This is a genomic window from Sporosarcina sp. P2 (genome assembly GCF_002743255.1).
Lineage (GTDB): Bacteria > Bacillota > Bacilli > Bacillales_A > Planococcaceae > Sporosarcina.
Window position 1 is genome coordinate 113,599 of record NZ_PDYY01000007.1, and the last position, 15,752, is coordinate 129,350.

Here is a 15,752-nt window from a genome sequence, read left to right on the forward strand (position 1 = left end):
TAATACTGACAGTGGTAATTACCGCAGCAACTGCGATATTAAATGAAGTACTTTATGAGAAGTGAGCTATGAATGCGAAAATTGCGTTCATAGCTCCTTTTCTGTTTTTAGGAGGTGTTTATGGATTGGAAGTGCTAGAAAGATTCCAACAATGGCTAATTGAAGACGGTAAAAGTCCAAAGACAGTTGAATCATACTGTAATGATGTGAAACAGTTTCAGAAGTATTTACAGAAAGAAGCAGTAAATGAAGAAACATCATTAAGTCGCTATTCCTTTGTCCGCTACAAGCAACATTTACTGGATGAAGGATTTGAAGTGTCTACGATTAATAATAAGGTCAACAGCCTCAAAGTGTACAATGACTATCTCCAGATGAAAGGGATAGTAGATGACAATTACATTCAAGTGAGTAAGGATCGAGTAGCCATTGCATCAGGAAGTGAACAGATGGTAGAAGCGTTAACGGATATAGAGGTGGATCGTATACTGGCGTATGCAGAGGATGAAAATCACATGAGCATTCGTAATCGACTAATCATTCATCTTCTTCTCTATACCGCTGTAAGGGTATCGGAGTTAGTGTCCATTAAACTAAATGACATTGATTTTGTGCAACATACGTTAATGGTAAGGGGAAAAGGTGGCAAGGTCATAAAACCGGTGCATCACACAATTCAAATAACCAAGTTAGCCTCCTGATCAAAAAATCAGGAGGCAGTTCTATTTTATAAAAGCTAAATGAATAATCACATTATGTACCATGTAAATTATTCAGATGACCTGACGTCATATAATGGGGGCTTTCATTCAATCTAGTCATTATCATATAAAGACTTTCTATTTTTCAACAATAATACTACAACAAGAAGTTTATTTTGAATAGCAAACGCGAGACTGTCCAATGGTCACTAGATTAGCGCCTTAGCAAGACTTATTGTGCATAGCGAATCTAACAGAAAGGGAGTCGATTATGGGGGATATTGTCAGGGTGTTGGCCGGAGATTCTTTTTGCTGTAGAAATGTTATTGCAATAGGCTTTTGCTGGGTGTCATTTACAAAGAAATGCTGGTTACTAAGTAACTGGATAAGTAATCGGCATTTCTTTAGGAGTGACTGGTTACATAAGTTTCTGCATTCCCCGAGTAAAATGAGTAATACTAGAAACATATAAAAAAGTAGTATATATCAGGTCATAGTTTTCTGCTGAAACAGCCGTCATTGCCGTCACCTGTTGTCATCTAGAATCAGTAGAATAGGTACGTACTTCGATTAAAAAAGGAAGCCCTATGAGGCTTCCTTTTTTAATAGGTGACAGGCTCATTGAGGATTGGATCGAAACTATAGTAATCGACTGCGTCGGAAAGCAACGAGAGTTTATGCGTTAGGTTGATATCCAGCTTGTAAGCCTGGAACGTATTCAAGACGACAGGTTTATATCTAGGGTAGAAAAGAACAGTTTGGTAGTCTTTAAAAGCGACGATCTGATCTTGGATAGTGAATTGTTTCTTTTTGTATACGTTTAAATGTTGGTCATGAAAGTGCATCTGTTTTTTGTAGATGGAGCTTTCGTATTCATGTGCTACGTCACACAGCAATAACCGGTAAGTTTCTGTACCGTCGATTGCAATGGCGAAGAGGGGTCCATCACTTGCTACATTTTCTAGTAAGAATGATCGCTGATTGGGTTCGGTGTAGAATTTCAGGTGATCTTTGATTTTTGCTTTATGGAATTCGCGCTCTCTTTCCAATAGGATCGTGTCGGTTACTTGGTCGATAGTGGTTAAGATTAAGTTCAGGCGATGACTGTAGTCTCTCAGGACGCTGTAGAAAGCAGAGAGGATGTTATGCCAGCGTCTTTGTATGCCTTGTTCCCTGCGACGTGATTCCACAACGAATAGAATGCCTACAGGATGCTCTGCGTCTGTTTCATTAGCTGTGGCTTCAAAGTATTGCCTGTATGTCTGGAACTTCTGTTTGAGCTGTTCATGTGATTCAGTGGCACGGTCAATCTCTATGGTAAAAACTTTATTATTGATGATAATTTCTGCATCCGGCCGGTACCGTATCATACCTTCTTGCGTCTTATATTTCCGGGCGGCGTACAAGTTGTGCCGATGCGTAATCGTCTCGCCTAACTCATCGCTATGTGTATGCAGTTCTTTAAAGAAATCGATGAGTAACAGATGATGGGCGGTTTGCTTGAGCGGTGGTAAGTATACGTCATAGGATAAATCCGCCACGTCATATTCATCGTAGTCGGCCGGCAGCCATCCAGTCGCTGTTTGATCGGCTTCGATATTTAGCAAGTCTTTGACGTAGTCGTAGCCTGCTTGGCTCAGATAATAGAGCGAGCCTTTTGAGATGTTTTGCTGCAGGCGAAGTGATTTCACCAGCACTTGCTTTTTCAACTTAGCAAGATCGTTGTAAATGGATTTTTCTTGTGATAGCGTAATTTGCTCTGTTTGAAAAAAGATGAATGTCAGTTGTTTTGCGGTCATCCCGCGGTAGCAAAGTAACAGCTTCAAGATTCTTTCGGTTTTTGGTGCAAGTGAGTAGCCGAGTGCGTATGCCATGTTATCCCACCTCCACATCAAATGATATTTCTTGCCATGCTTTCAATACGATACCGAATAGTTGAACATTTTCTTTAGGTAGCATGTTTGCAAGATAGTCAGGATTGGTCGGCTTCGTAATATAATGGTTGTCTTCTTCTTGTATATAGCGAATGATGGCAGGCTTATTCTCGAATGTCAGGACGACAAGGTCTGTTGATGTAAATTCATCGTGGACTGCGACTAGCAACTTAGAGCCTTTCTGAATTCCAGACCGGCTCATGCCATTGTCGGAAGCTTGAAGGTATAACAAGTCTGTCGGTTTGTATTTTTCAGCTATTTGCTGATCTATCTGGAGACGTTCCTTGCCTATCAATTGATCCGGTGTTGTGTGGTAATGGCCTACAAGTGCTGTGTAATAAGGTATGAATAGGTGATTTTTTGTCATGCAGTGTGTCCTCCTAAGTTATCGGGGAATGAGTAGTTTATAAAGCGAAAAAGCTTTGGCGAATCACTCGCAAAGCTTTTAGAAACGTACACACTATTAGTTTTTAGACACACCAGTAGCGAGAAGGTATTTATTCTCCAACAAGAGTCCCGCAATACGGAATTATTGTTAACTACATACACTAGCATAAAGATAAGTTCTCCCCGAAGAAAATACCTTATTACAAAATTGTTTATTACACATAGATAACTTTAAGAAGTTGTTCTCATTGATCAGGTTTCACACATAAACTTACTATTGTTTAGATTACTCAAGTTTCTTTGTTAGTTTCCATTCTAGCATAAAACAGCTCTTTAGCAAGAGGAAGTAGTCGTCAAATAAGAATAGGAGTTAAAAATATCATGGGAAAAAGATTTCTTTCTGGACTGAAATGATTTTTCCTAAAATGCTGACTCGATCCTTTTGACAAACTATTGCTTGAAATAACGGGTTAACAGCATTTATTAAGTAAGAGCCTTCTATAATTTGCACCCTTCTAGGGATTGCTGGTTGATCATCAATAGTCAGAAGAACAATATCTGTCTTGGCGAGATTTGTTTGTTTCGCTATCAAAAGTTTATCTCCAGCACTAATCCCCTCTATGTCCATTCCTTCATCTAATGCCTCTAGGTAAAACAAATCTACACTTTCAACAAACTCTTGATAACTTCCCCTCGAATCAATCTCTTCATCTCGAATAAAATCTTCAAAATTTGTATAATAATCTCGATACATCTTTCTGTAGAAAGGAATAGTCTGCCTAATTTGTTTAGAAGATATTTTTTCGAGTTCGGTTAAGCTTATTGTAAGGTTTTTAGTTATAGAATCAGTCATATCAAGAGTAAATTCAAACTTTTTTATAGCAGATTGATACAAGGACCATTTCTCTAATATATTCATTTTTTCCTGTATTTCTGATAAGAATATATCGGGTTCTTGAATAGTGTAGTTATCGAACGTCAAATGCTTGATATCCTCCTGAGATAGCAAACTTTCAACAGGAAAAGTAAGAAAGAGTTGCTTGATAGATTTCATTAGCGCCTTTTCCAAATGATTGTATTCTGAAACAATATTTTTGAATTCTTGCGGTGATTTGGAAAAATGTGCTGACGAAATTAAATCGCTTTCATTGATGCCGAGTATATGAGCTAATGCAGTATTTAAATCATCACGAGCAGGCGGTATTTTACCGTTCTGCAATTTGCTAAGATATTCTTTCTTTGTAGAAAAACCCATATTAATTAGTTGTTCTGAAATGTCGCTAAGAGTTAACTTGCTTTTTGAAATATTTTCTTTTAAAAAGTCATGATAGAGTTTCATCTTTTCTCCTTTTCATTTGACAAATCCATTACAAGATTTTATGATGAGAGTGTAAGTAGTTGTTTTTAAAAAAACAACTAAAATTAGTGGTCTTTTTAAAGTCCATTTAAATTATTGTTTAGTCAAAGGAGTTGATATAATGACAAAAGCAAACACCGATGTCAGAGCATACTTGAAACAATCAAGCATCTTCATTTGGGAAATAGCAAAAGAGCTAGAAATGCATGAAAGCAGTTTTTACCGTTTGCTTCGCACAGAGATGACAGATGAACAAAAGCAGCAAATCATCGATGTTGCAACCAGAATACAGAATGAAAGGAGCGTGTAATTATGGACAAGACAATTCGCTCGGCTTTGCAGCTGTACGATTATGGTCTCACGCCAATGCCACTGTCAGGAAAGAGACCAATTGTAAAACAATGGTCTACTCGTTTTCTGCGCTCTCCACTGTCAAAAGAGGAAATTGTTCATGGTCTACCTGATAGAGCTGGAAAGGTCACAAGCTATGCAGGTATGAATCTTGGCATCGTTACAGGCAGTGTATCGAATGTCATTGTTTTAGATATTGATGACATGTCGTCGCTTACAAAGTTAAAGCAGATCGGTGAAATACCGACTACTTGGTCAGTTCAGTCTAACCGAGGGATACATCTGTACTTCAATTATGACGAACGAATCCCATCCATGAAATTATGGAACACGATTGATGTTTTATCGGACGGCAAGCAAGTAGTAGTACCGCCATCGCGTCATCCAAGTGGAAAAATCTATGGCTGGATCACTTCACCACGAATGACAGCGAAAGCGGATTTACCAACATGGTTAGTAGAATTACTTTTCGCTACAAAAAATAATTCTACATCTAAAGTATATCCAAAAAACAAGCAAATGAACAGAGCAATCGATTGGGAACAAATTGATTGGATTAGTTTTTACTCGACATTCGTAAAGAATATACGAGGAAATGGAGAGTGGCGCAGCTGTACGTGTCCTTTTCATGATGACAGTAAAAATTCGTTTGGGTTCAATATCAAAAATGGCAGTTTCTCTTGTTTTGCAGGTTGCGGTAAGGGAAGTGGGCTACAAGCAGTACAAACACTGAACGGTATCTCGCGTCATCAAGCAATCAGACTGCTGAAAGGCGAAAATGTTTATGTCTGATTACGAAGAGAAGCAAGAGAAGATGCAATTAGGGGGAGTGAAGCATCTTGATACGCTTCCGATAAAAGAGCAAATCAAAGTGCGCGTCGAACAAAAGGAAATTAACCAAGGACAAGCCTTGATTGAACTTGTCTATACTGCAGAAGAATTATTCGTGACTGAATCTTCAGAGGTTTACGCCACCATCAGAGTTAGAAGCTTGCTGGAACACGTATCGCTTGAAAGTGGAAAATTCCGCAAGTGGCTTCTAAAAGAGTACTATGAACTCTTTGATAAAGCGCCTTCTTCAAGCGCTTTAAAAGATTCGATTGAAACGGTAATTGCAAGAGAAGAACTCTCGTCGGAGAATATAAAAAACATCGCTATACGGACAGCAGAGAAAAATGAAGAGATTTATATCGATCTAGCAAATAAGGCAGGACAAGCCGTTATAATTTCTAAAGAGGGATGGAAAGTAATTGAAAATAATGAAGTGCCGATTAATTTTGTCCGGCCAAATAAGCTGTCGGAGATGCCGAAGCCTAAGAAAAACGGAAATATAAATAAGTTGAGAGAGTTCTTGAATATCCAAGGCGAGCAGGAGTGGATTTTACTCGTATCGTTTATATTAACAGTTCTGCGAGGAAGAGGACCGTTTCCAATTTTGATATACCAGGGCCTCTCTGGTTCAGGAAAGTCTACTCATTCGAGGATTATTAAAAAGCTAGTAGATCCTTCCTCACTGGAAATAGCAACGTTACCTAATAGTGAAGAGGATCTATTGATAGCGGCCAAGGAATCTAACCTACTAGTTTTTGACAATTTAAGCGCGATTAAAAATGAAGCGTCTGATAATCTTTGCCGCTTGACTACCGGAGCAGGTATATCTACTCGGACATTATTTTCAAATGGAGGAGAGTTTATACACTCAGCAATGCGGCCGGTGATTGTAAACGGCATAGATTATGTGGCCCACAGATCGGATTTAGCAAGCCGGGCAATTATTATTAATCTGCCCAGCTTATCTGGAAGAAGACTTGATGAACGTACATTTTGGAAAAGGTTTGACGAGGTGAAAGCTGATATTCTAGGAGCATTTTTCGATGTACTAAGCAGAGCGATTCATGATCTGCCTAGTGTCGACCTACCGTACTATCCCAGATTGGCAGACTTCGCGCTGCTATCTTCCGCAGCTGAGAAGCACTTTGGTTTTGAAAAAGGAGCATTTTTAGCGGCACTCGAAGAAAATCAGTCATCGGCAGCTATTGATGCACTAGAAGAGAGTTTGCTGGGCATTGCGATTAAAAACTGCTTGAAAACAACGGATATGATTGAGGGTACCGCATATGAAGTCTTGTCTATTTTAAAGACATTCGTGTCTCAAGAAGACATGCGCTATCAGCATTGGGTTCCGTCAAATCAATTAAAAAACTCCCTTGAGCGCTTGCAGCCTACATTAGTGAAGAATGGAATGCAGTATGAGTATATACGAAAAAAGGATGGTCGCATACACAAGATTTCAAAAGTAGAATGATTTTTTATTAACCATACTTGCTTTATTATTGCTTGTATTGGTAAGAAAGGAGAGGTGTTTGGTGACATTTGGTGACGCAATGGCTTCTTTTTTAAAATTCATACAATTAAAGGGATTCAGCGGAGAAACGATGCGAGCTTATCGGCGTGATTTACTTCAGTTCAATAACTTTTTGAGTGAGAAATATAACGCTGCCATCTATATAGATGAAATCACTATAGACGATATCGAACAGTATCTTCATTATTTGGCTGTAGAAAAAACGCTGAAGCCACGTAGCAGGAATCGTTATTTATCAACGGTTTCTTCAATGCTTACCTATGCAATGAAAAAAGAGTGGATAGATAAGAACCCGGCAGTCTTCATGGATACTGCCAGAGTAACCGATCGGAAGAAAGTTTCTCTGACAGAAGAAGAAATCTTTCAATTAGTAGACTCTGTTGAGAAACCGCTGTTAAGAATGGCGATTCTGTTCATGGCGAAGTCTGGCTTACGTGTTAACGAAGTCGTCATGTTGAAGCTATCAGGAGTAGATTTTGAAACAAATATCATTTATGTAGTCGAGGGGAAAGGCGGAAAGTACAGAGAAGTGCCAATTGCTGAATCTTTACGTACGGAATTGATTAAGTACGTGGAGCAGATAAGAGAAGCAGATTCGGAATACTTTTTTGCAACTAAGAAGACAGGTCGGCTTTCTGCTCAATATATTAACCGCGAATTGAAAATTGCTAGTGAAGTTCTAGGTTGGGACAAGATTATTACAAATCATACTATGCGTCGTAGTTTTGCTACGAATTTGCTGAAGAAAGGCGTTAATATCGTAACGATTCAGCATTTGCTTGGGCATGCAAGTTTACGTACGACGAGTATTTATTTGAACATAGTCGATCTGGATTTACGGAATGCTGTTGATTTATTAGATTAAGAGGAGGAGAAAATATGGTTTCTGAATTACAAAATGAGGATCGTGTTGAGCTTATCATTGAATCATTGCAGGAAGGCAAGACGCGCGATGAATTAGCGGTACAATTTGGTCACAGGGACTATCGAAGCCTTGACATCTATATGCGTAGACGTGGCTTCACATGGGATTCTGAAATGCAATGCTATATCAAGCGCGAGACGAAAACCGATTCGTATACCACGCAAGAAAATCACGGCGGGAAAGTGGCGCAGATTATCGGTTTATTCGCAAAAGGTTTGGATGCAAAGGCAGTCGCTGAGCAATTGTTTTTCCAGAGTCACCGTGCGCTTGCAGAATACATGAAGAATAAAGGATACCAGTGGGTTGCAGCGGAAAACAATTATGAAAGAGGGTATGGTGTTTCAATAGAAGACGGGAAAGTAGAAAATGCGAAATTGGATATGGCAAGTTCTCTTGGTACAGTAGAACAGATTCCGCGTTATTTAATTCCTGGCATCCAGCAAGGGAAGAATATTCACATCAGTCACCTTTTAAATCAAATGGTAATTGAGTTCGCACGAGAGAAGAATATTAGACAGCGTGAGATATTTGAAACGGCTGTTATTGACTTTTTTCAAAGATATGGATATGCGCATGAAGTAAAAGCTTTATTCAGGAAATGAGAAAGTCTTTGTAGTGCGTAGAATAGCCCTTCTCGGAACAAAGCGGTTTTAATTGCTTGGCTTTTGTTCCGAGAACGGGAAATAGGCTTATCCGAGCAGTTCCGAGAACAGTTTGTAAAGGATGTGACGAAATGAATATTGTAAATTCGTTTGCTTTATTTTTAAGTGAGGAAGCAAAAGATCAGAAGACGGTAAATTCTTATCGGCAGATTATACAAGATTTCTGCGGCTGGATTGGCAGTGAACACGAAGTACTGAATGCCAAGCCAATCACGATCAAAGAATACATCACGTATTTACGACATGAAAAAGGTTTGAGTGCGGTTACGGTCAATAAGTATATTGCTGCGCTCAAATCTTTTTATAGTTATATAGAAGAAACCAGTACGCTCATGATGAATCCGACAACGCGTCTAAAAGGTATCCCTGTTTCTGATGTTTTTCTGGACAAAACGAAATGGCTGTCTGTTGCTGAGCAAGAACGCTTCATGATGTACGCGGAATTGGAGCAGAACGAATGGCTGCGTACTAGAAACTTGGCAATCATCGATTTAATGCTTTATACGGGTCTTCGTGTTCAGGAAGTAGCTGACTTAACGGTCTCTGACGTAAGCGCTGAAGGGAAGCATATAAGCATCATTGTGCGCGACGGGAAACGCGGGAAATATGCAGTTGTGAAACTGATCCATAAGTATTCACGCAATCTGAAGAAGTGGCTGCAACTTCGAAAGCAGGTGTCGAAGACGATTCATCTAGATTCGAAAAGCTTGTTCGTATCTGAACGTTCAGGGCAGTTGAATGTGCGCAGCATCCATAAGTTCGTGAAAAAATACAGTGGATTAGCAGGGCTGCCAGCTGTCTCTCCGCACTGCTTCCGCCACAGCTTTTGCAAAAACCTTGCTCGGCAAGGAACGCCGATTGAAATGATTCGCAGGCTAGCGAGACACGAGAAGATTGAGACAACCGCCATTTATATTGAGCCGGGCAGTGAAGAATTGATTGATGCGCTGAATAAAATGTGAAGGGAAAGTGAGAAGCTTTGAATATAAGTATGAGTTCTGCTCTTGTTGGTGATACGGTTATGACACTTCATCAATTGGATGCAAGACCAGATTTAAAGGACTCCTTGCAATGCGTTGGATGCGGTAATAGGATTTCATATGTAAAGTCTCATCGCTTAAGAGACGGGACATTGAAACGCTCTTGTTTACGTGCAACCTGGAAGCATTCGGATGACTGTGAATTTAATGTCCTAGGAAAGTTACGGCAGCTAGTAGAAGATGCTGATGATTGGTTTACTGAAAATGAAGTTGGAGAGTTTCTTTTGCAAATCGATTTGAATGAACGCATTCAAGATAAAATACTTGTGCGATCTGTACGGTCAAAGAATGAAAGACTAATATATAGCAATCCCCAGCAGGAAGAAAAGCTCGATAGATATATTACAACCATTAAACGTATTATGGAAATCAATAACAAAATAGAAAAAGGTGACGATAGTGACGGTGGTGACGATGCTTTTCGAAAGAAAATTAGAGTACAGATTGCAGAAAAGATGGTCAGATGGGATCAGTTCCACTACAGAGAAGAACTTGAGGAACTAAAAAAGTGTTTCCGATATGGGAAGCAGCACAAGGACTCTATTGTTTGCATTGAAGGAAATTTTCACCTTAGAGAAGATAAAGGGTTTTATCGCTTGGAGCTCGAAAAGGCTTTAGTGCGAGATCGGAATACGAAAGGTATTCGGGAAATTCCGAGTGTTAGCTTTTTGATTCGTGATGAAATACTGAAAGAGAGGCTTTTAAAGAATTTTGAGGGTGAGTATCAGAAAAGGGGTGCCGTTTTAGCGAATATTCGATGCGCTGAGTTTCGTATGAAAGGAAAAGATTATTGCTTTTTGGATATTAAAGGGGAAGTATTTAGTCAGAAGCAGGTTTTGTTTTTAGATTAAGGGAAGGCTGCTAGAGAAGTTCTCTGGCAGCCTTTTTGAGTGATGCTACATGAATATTGTGCTTTTGTGATAAGTTTGAAATTAAGCTGTTAAGTTGAAAGTTAATAATGCGAAGCTTAGCTATAGAAATGCTAAGGCAAGACTTTTCAAGATACAATACCGAGTGTTTATAAGATAAAACTCATTAAAGTGGTGTCAGGCTATGAAGTAAAATTGTTAAGCTGATAGCGAAAAAAGCTAAGCATCAACGTTAAAAAGCTGAAAAACCTGTATCTTAGTGATCGTAATAGCTAAAAATAAGCTAAGCTTATTCAAGAAAGTGTTAAGCTGACAATGAAAAAAGCTAAGCTAACTTCAGATAAAAGGCTATAATGCAATTCTAAAGCGAAGAAGTCGATAAAAAAGACCATAGCTCAATAAAAAGATGTTAAGCTATGGCCGGAAATTGTTAAGCTTTTCATGTTCATGAAAATCACTTTTCAATATTTTTCAGAGAATAAAATTGATTAGGATCAGTAGGAGAGGTGCCATTTAGTACGAAAATGTCTTTATCGACCAATCCCTTCAATGTATTTTTGCATGAAGTTCTGCTCCTATTTATAATTTCCTTCAACTGGGAAGTATTAATACTTCCCTTGCTATAGGTATATTCAATAGCTCTTTTCTCGTGCTCGCTAAGATCATCCCATTCTGCAGAAATCAAAGTGCTGATTCGTTCTTCACGGCGAATTCTTCTCATAACAATATTGTTTTTCAAAGTTAAAATAACGGAGCTTTCAGTTTCCTTGTACTCAGGAGCATCCAAGAAGAGGACCTCCATTTCTTTATACATACGTTTTACACCTTCTCCGAGTTCCCTAACCCAGCCCAAATCGGTCAAAGCCCGTGCTATACGGGAGTTCCTTGAGTATCGGACTTGCTTAATATTATCTCGATTGACGATGTGAGGAAACCGACCGGGACTGCTTATTTCCAAACGATCATCAAACATCTTAATTTTAATGTCATCGCCTGTAATATTGTAAGCTCGGTGTGTAACGGCATTTACAACACCCTCTAGCCATGCAAATTCAGGATATTCAGGAACAGTTGCAAATCTGCCTGACAAAGGGTCTAAGCTGGTAAAATCACGTAATTGCGATGAAATGAACTTTTTAGCTTGCTCAAGCATAGTAGGTAATGGTCCTTCAATCATACTTTCCTTTATGATATTCATAGACGTTCCTACCTCTTCACTGCTTCCCTCGTATCTAATGAAGCGGACTCTCGAGTTAGGAAAGAATCGTATTGGATATTTGGCGAAGAGTAGCGCAGCTGCAGCAGTAACCTGTATACCGCCATCTACCATGGGATGTATGAAGCCGCGAGCATATAAAGGTTGTGTCAAATCGTCACCTTCATAGCCTACTGCTTTGCTGTACTGGCGCAGTAGTTCTTCATCTAGATCGTCTAGATTGCAGTTCTCAACAATCTGATCCTCGAAAGAACGCTCTCCTTTATCAAATTCAAGGCCAAGACGCTGTTCGTGGTTAAGCTTCACGCTTTCATCACCAATACGCAGATATACATCATCACCAGCGGTTTTATGGACCGTATTAGGTGATGGTTCTACTTGTATGAGCAATACGCGATCATCCTCACCATGCTCATTAATAACGTCCAAGTAGCGTTCTTTTGCTCTTACATTTGGATGACAATGAGCCATCTTACACTGTATATAATCATTGATTTTAATATTCCCTTGCCTTGAAATCCCCTCGATCTTCCCGTCGCTAACACCAACAGCAATGACACCGCCATCAGCATTTGCCATAGCCGTTAATGGAACGTTCAGCTTAGCTGCCTTCAATTCAGCCGATTTACGTTCAAAATACTGACTCTCGGGGAGTGTTAACACATCATCAATTGTCATTGTTTCAATATCCGGCGTTTTAAACACACTCATGCTCCCTTCTTGATCAATAACTTTAGTATATGTCTTATTAATTCGTTTAAACAAACGAGATTCCTCTATATAACTATATAGTCTTCTTATTGTACAACAGAGACCCGAAAAAGATATATAATTTGACAAAAAGGTGACGATGATGACGGTGGTGACGGCATATTTTGTTTGAAAATATGAGTGCATTTTGGAATTCATCATGAAACAAAAGGAGAACTGTTATTGTGTGTATGCGAGTGGAAGTGCTACCTATATGATTGGTAGGAAATTCAATGATAGGCGGATTGTATAGGGGAGGTAGATAGAATCGATCCAAATTTATGGCTTTACCTTAGTAACTGTTAAGTGCGATTAACAATAACGCTGTAACTGTAACATTCCCTGAAATTACTACTGCTATTGAAGATGCAAACGTTGTTGTTAAAGATGGAGAAGGTAAAGTTGTTGAAACTAAGCCAATGTTGCTTGCTGAAGGAACAACACAAGCTGATTTTGAATTCGTTACACCGTTCCCAGTTGACCACAAGTTTACTGGTGTTTGGGATGTAAACGGTGAAAAATACAATTTCGATGCTATTAACCAATTGGCTGATATCGTAGATGCAGCGGTTACAACTCCTAATCAAATTAAATTGCAAACAGCTTTAGATGCAGCGGGCATTACATATGCTGACGAGCTACGGATTGCTGATTACTTAGGTGCTCTTCAAGAAGAGGGTGCAACTGCATCACTAGAAGCAGTTCAAAAAGCAATCACTAAAGTTGACGAAGATGCAGCTAATGAAGAAGCAAGTAAAGCAGCTGTTAAAGCAGTTGTAGATGCAAAAACTCAAGCTCAATTGTTGAAAGCTCTATCAGATAACTTTGACGTTGTAAATCCTGAATGGATTGTTGCTTATGATGCTGCAATCGACTTTGCTGCAGAATTAGATCCTACACTTGAAACTGTTGAAAGTATCCAGGCGGCTATTAATGGCGTTAACTTTGACAAAGTAGCTCCTAAAGTTACAGCAGCTAATATGTCTCTTGACAGTGAAAAAGTAGCTGAAGCTAGAACGCTTGTTACTAAGTGGATTCCAGCTGACGAAGAAGATTCAGTTCCAGCAAAAGCATTGGTACTTGATGGATTGAATCTTGAAGATGCTTTGATTGCTGTTAACAATGCAAAAACAAACAGCACTTTAAAATCAGCATTGACAAATCTTGATACACTTGAGAATTCTCTTCTTAAGAAGTATAAGGATGTAGCAGGTTTTGACAAAATTGATGAATTCGATATCAAAACAGTCGAAGATGCTAACCTTACAGCTTATAGAACTGTAATTGGTGAAGCTTTAGTTGGAGAGAAAAACCAACGTAAAGATATCCAAAAAATTGTTACTGATGCAAATGATGCAGCAGTAAGTTCAGCAAAAACTAAAGTTCTTAAAGAACTTAACGAAGTAAATGCAAAAACTGCAGCAACAGACGTTGTAGCTCTTCTTAAAAAGAGCCAAGAGTTACATGAGCAAACAAACAAAGTAAACTCTGCATATGCTGAGGCTTATAAAACAGCAGTTGTAGAAGCAGAAGATCTTGACGCAACGGAAATTAATACATTGATTGGTACAGTTAACGATGCACAAGATGCAGCTAACGGTCTTGTTGATACGAAAGAAGAACTTGTGTCTGCACTCGCGGAAGCTAATAAAACTACTGGTGCAAAGTTTAAAACAATTAAACTAGAAAAAAGTATTGAAGTTGATAATGCAACAATCAAGTTAACTTCTGGAGTAACAATTGAAGGTAACAATCATACTTTATATGTAGGTGGTTCTGATGCGGGGGCTACTACTGCTGAGGGTATTGAAGTTACTGCAGGATCGAAAGATGTAGTAATTAAAGATCTAAAAGTAGTAGGTACACATGGTGACAATCTAATTGAAATTTATGGTAGTACTACACTTGACAATGTAACTACAATTGGCGGTAAAAAAGTAGGTATCTATGTAAATAATGATGGAGCAAATACGATTACAGTAAACTTCAAAGACATCACAACTGCTTCAAATGGCTGGGATGCTGGAGTTGGAATCGTATCACAACAAATCGGTAGTAAAGTTATTGCTAACTTCACAGGTATAAATTCATTTGGTGAATCTGTAGCTGTTTATACTGATGATTTCATAAAATACAAAGGTCAGTATGAAGTAAATGGTTTAGAAAAGCTCGAGAAGAAAGTAATTGGTAATCAATACAAATGGTTAACTGGGAATCCAGCTAAAACTCCTGCTGAATAAAACAAAACGAAACGTTACTTTATAAACTATGTTAATCTATTGATATAGTGAAAAAGGTGGACAAGACACCTTATGTGATTGCATACGAATTACAATTTGTATTACCAATTACATAGGGTGTTTTTTCTAACTATTACTTCCAATTAGTGGGTGGAATTCCTACTCATAACAACAGCCTTTTGTTATGTGCCTAATCCTCCTGCATCCAGTGAGTGTCTAACAACACGAAGGGATGAAGTCAGGTGAAGTCGTACTCAGAGAATGAGGCGGGGCTCCTTAAAAGGTGACTATGGTCAGGTAGACGAATCCATGTAGGCAGGGTGAGGTAGTGAATGCCATGACATAAGCTAGCAGGTTAGTATTCATCCGGATATGTGCAATCATATCGTGGAGATTGGAACAATTCAGGCTGTTAAACCAGTCGTTCTCACTCCTGGATAGTGGAGACCTACGGTCATCAAATCAAGGGATGGAAGTAATGGAACGTTTGAAGTCTTGCTGGAAGAGGTGTGTTAGCACTAGTGAAGCTAGGAAGATGGCAACGAGTTCATAGTAGTGTTGATCGCTAGCCGTTTGGACTTGTATGGTAACATGCGAGAAGGAGAAAACTAGCAGTAGCGAAGGAACTCAGTCAGTAGTAGTCTTATAACCTAATTCCCCAAAATAAGTGCAATACGTTTAGATAGCCAGTCCGGATAATATTCTGTGACTGGCTATTTTTCTTTGAACTATAGGAGACTGAAAAGTATAATAAATAAATTTACAAAATCATTAACATTCTTTAGTATTAAAAAAAATAAATGCATAATAAAATTGAATATGGGGAATAAGTTTTAAAGAATCTGTCGCTGACGGATCGCCGTGTGCGATGAAAGTCGCCTGCACGGTGAAGGCCCGATACAAAAGCCACTGTAATTTTGGGTGGTATAAGACGGGAATGGTGTCGATACAACCG

At 38.9% G+C, this 15,752-nt stretch carries 13 protein-coding genes; 9 read left to right on the forward strand and 4 right to left on the reverse strand.

Annotation, left to right across the window (positions count from 1 at the left end):
* The first annotated feature begins 131 nt into the window (after positions 1-131).
* Positions 132-701, forward strand: coding sequence for a tyrosine-type recombinase/integrase (locus tag CSV67_RS09155; protein WP_233192587.1), 570 nt, complete (start codon positions 132-134; stop codon positions 699-701).
* A 602-nt stretch (positions 702-1,303) separates the two neighbouring features.
* On the opposite strand, the gene CSV67_RS09160 is transcribed toward CSV67_RS09155, so the two are convergent.
* The 3 genes from CSV67_RS09160 to CSV67_RS09170 all read right to left on the reverse strand — a co-directional run bounded on the left by CSV67_RS09160 (position 1,304) and on the right by CSV67_RS09170 (position 4,361).
* Positions 1,304-2,575: a replication-relaxation family protein gene (locus CSV67_RS09160; RefSeq protein WP_158232910.1), complete on the reverse strand. Its 1,272-nt coding sequence runs from the start codon at positions 2,573-2,575 to the stop codon at positions 1,304-1,306.
* Position 2,576: 1 nt separating this feature from the next.
* Positions 2,577-3,002 (reverse strand): S24 family peptidase, encoded by a 426-nt coding sequence (locus CSV67_RS09165; protein ID WP_099631296.1) that lies wholly within the window; start codon positions 3,000-3,002, stop codon positions 2,577-2,579.
* 399 nt (positions 3,003-3,401) lie between these two features.
* Positions 3,402-4,361: a S24 family peptidase gene (locus CSV67_RS09170; protein WP_099631297.1), complete on the reverse strand. Its 960-nt coding sequence runs from the start codon at positions 4,359-4,361 to the stop codon at positions 3,402-3,404.
* A 139-nt stretch (positions 4,362-4,500) separates the two neighbouring features.
* Here CSV67_RS09170 and CSV67_RS09175 point away from each other — a divergent pair, with 139 nt between their 5' ends.
* The 7 genes from CSV67_RS09175 to CSV67_RS09205 all read left to right on the forward strand — a co-directional run bounded on the left by CSV67_RS09175 (position 4,501) and on the right by CSV67_RS09205 (position 10,573).
* Complete coding sequence (locus CSV67_RS09175) at positions 4,501-4,689, forward strand: hypothetical protein (RefSeq protein WP_099631298.1); 189 nt, start codon at positions 4,501-4,503, stop codon at positions 4,687-4,689.
* Between the two features lie 2 nt (positions 4,690-4,691).
* Entirely contained in the window at positions 4,692-5,522 is an 831-nt protein-coding gene (locus CSV67_RS09180; RefSeq protein ID WP_099631299.1) for a bifunctional DNA primase/polymerase, read from the forward strand.
* Complete coding sequence (locus CSV67_RS09185; RefSeq protein WP_099631300.1) at positions 5,515-7,035, forward strand: hypothetical protein; 1,521 nt, start codon at positions 5,515-5,517, stop codon at positions 7,033-7,035. Before CSV67_RS09180 ends, CSV67_RS09185 begins: the two co-directional genes overlap by 8 nt.
* A gap of 79 nt (positions 7,036-7,114) precedes the next feature.
* Positions 7,115-7,960: a tyrosine-type recombinase/integrase gene (locus CSV67_RS09190; protein WP_158232911.1), complete on the forward strand. Its 846-nt coding sequence runs from the start codon at positions 7,115-7,117 to the stop codon at positions 7,958-7,960.
* Positions 7,961-7,974: 14 nt separating this feature from the next.
* Positions 7,975-8,622, forward strand: coding sequence for a hypothetical protein (locus tag CSV67_RS09195; RefSeq protein WP_099631302.1), 648 nt, complete (start codon positions 7,975-7,977; stop codon positions 8,620-8,622).
* A gap of 131 nt (positions 8,623-8,753) precedes the next feature.
* Positions 8,754-9,644 (forward strand): tyrosine-type recombinase/integrase, encoded by an 891-nt coding sequence (locus CSV67_RS09200; protein ID WP_099631303.1) that lies wholly within the window; start codon positions 8,754-8,756, stop codon positions 9,642-9,644.
* A 29-nt stretch (positions 9,645-9,673) separates the two neighbouring features.
* Entirely contained in the window at positions 9,674-10,573 is a 900-nt protein-coding gene (locus CSV67_RS09205; RefSeq protein ID WP_158232912.1) for a hypothetical protein, read from the forward strand.
* Positions 10,574-11,045: 472 nt separating this feature from the next.
* On the opposite strand, the gene CSV67_RS09210 is transcribed toward CSV67_RS09205, so the two are convergent.
* Positions 11,046-12,572, reverse strand: coding sequence for an ATP-binding protein (locus tag CSV67_RS09210; RefSeq protein WP_158232913.1), 1,527 nt, complete (start codon positions 12,570-12,572; stop codon positions 11,046-11,048).
* A gap of 404 nt (positions 12,573-12,976) precedes the next feature.
* Between CSV67_RS09210 and CSV67_RS09215 the strand changes: the two genes are divergently transcribed.
* Positions 12,977-14,797 carry a hypothetical protein gene (locus CSV67_RS09215; protein ID WP_099631306.1) on the forward strand — a complete coding sequence of 607 codons (1,821 nt, stop codon included), beginning with the start codon at positions 12,977-12,979 and terminating at the stop codon, positions 14,795-14,797.
* Positions 14,798-15,752 lie beyond the last annotated feature (955 nt).

What these genes read in the sequence shown, in the direction of transcription:
- CSV67_RS09160 (WP_158232910.1), bottom strand. Translation starts at nt 2,575, where the DNA reads ATGGCATACGCACTCGGCTACTCACTTGCACCAAAAACCGAAAGAATC.
- CSV67_RS09165 (WP_099631296.1), bottom strand. Translation starts at nt 3,002, where the DNA reads ATGACAAAAAATCACCTATTCATACCTTATTACACAGCACTTGTAGGC.
- CSV67_RS09170 (WP_099631297.1), bottom strand. Translation starts at nt 4,361, where the DNA reads ATGAAACTCTATCATGACTTTTTAAAAGAAAATATTTCAAAAAGCAAG.
- CSV67_RS09175 (WP_099631298.1), top strand. Translation starts at nt 4,501, where the DNA reads ATGACAAAAGCAAACACCGATGTCAGAGCATACTTGAAACAATCAAGC.
- CSV67_RS09180 (WP_099631299.1), top strand. Translation starts at nt 4,692, where the DNA reads ATGGACAAGACAATTCGCTCGGCTTTGCAGCTGTACGATTATGGTCTC.
- CSV67_RS09185 (WP_099631300.1), top strand. Translation starts at nt 5,515, where the DNA reads ATGTCTGATTACGAAGAGAAGCAAGAGAAGATGCAATTAGGGGGAGTG.
- CSV67_RS09190 (WP_158232911.1), top strand. Translation starts at nt 7,115, where the DNA reads ATGGCTTCTTTTTTAAAATTCATACAATTAAAGGGATTCAGCGGAGAA.
- CSV67_RS09195 (WP_099631302.1), top strand. Translation starts at nt 7,975, where the DNA reads ATGGTTTCTGAATTACAAAATGAGGATCGTGTTGAGCTTATCATTGAA.
- CSV67_RS09200 (WP_099631303.1), top strand. Translation starts at nt 8,754, where the DNA reads ATGAATATTGTAAATTCGTTTGCTTTATTTTTAAGTGAGGAAGCAAAA.
- CSV67_RS09205 (WP_158232912.1), top strand. Translation starts at nt 9,674, where the DNA reads ATGAGTTCTGCTCTTGTTGGTGATACGGTTATGACACTTCATCAATTG.
- CSV67_RS09215 (WP_099631306.1), top strand. Translation starts at nt 12,977, where the DNA reads ATGTTGCTTGCTGAAGGAACAACACAAGCTGATTTTGAATTCGTTACA.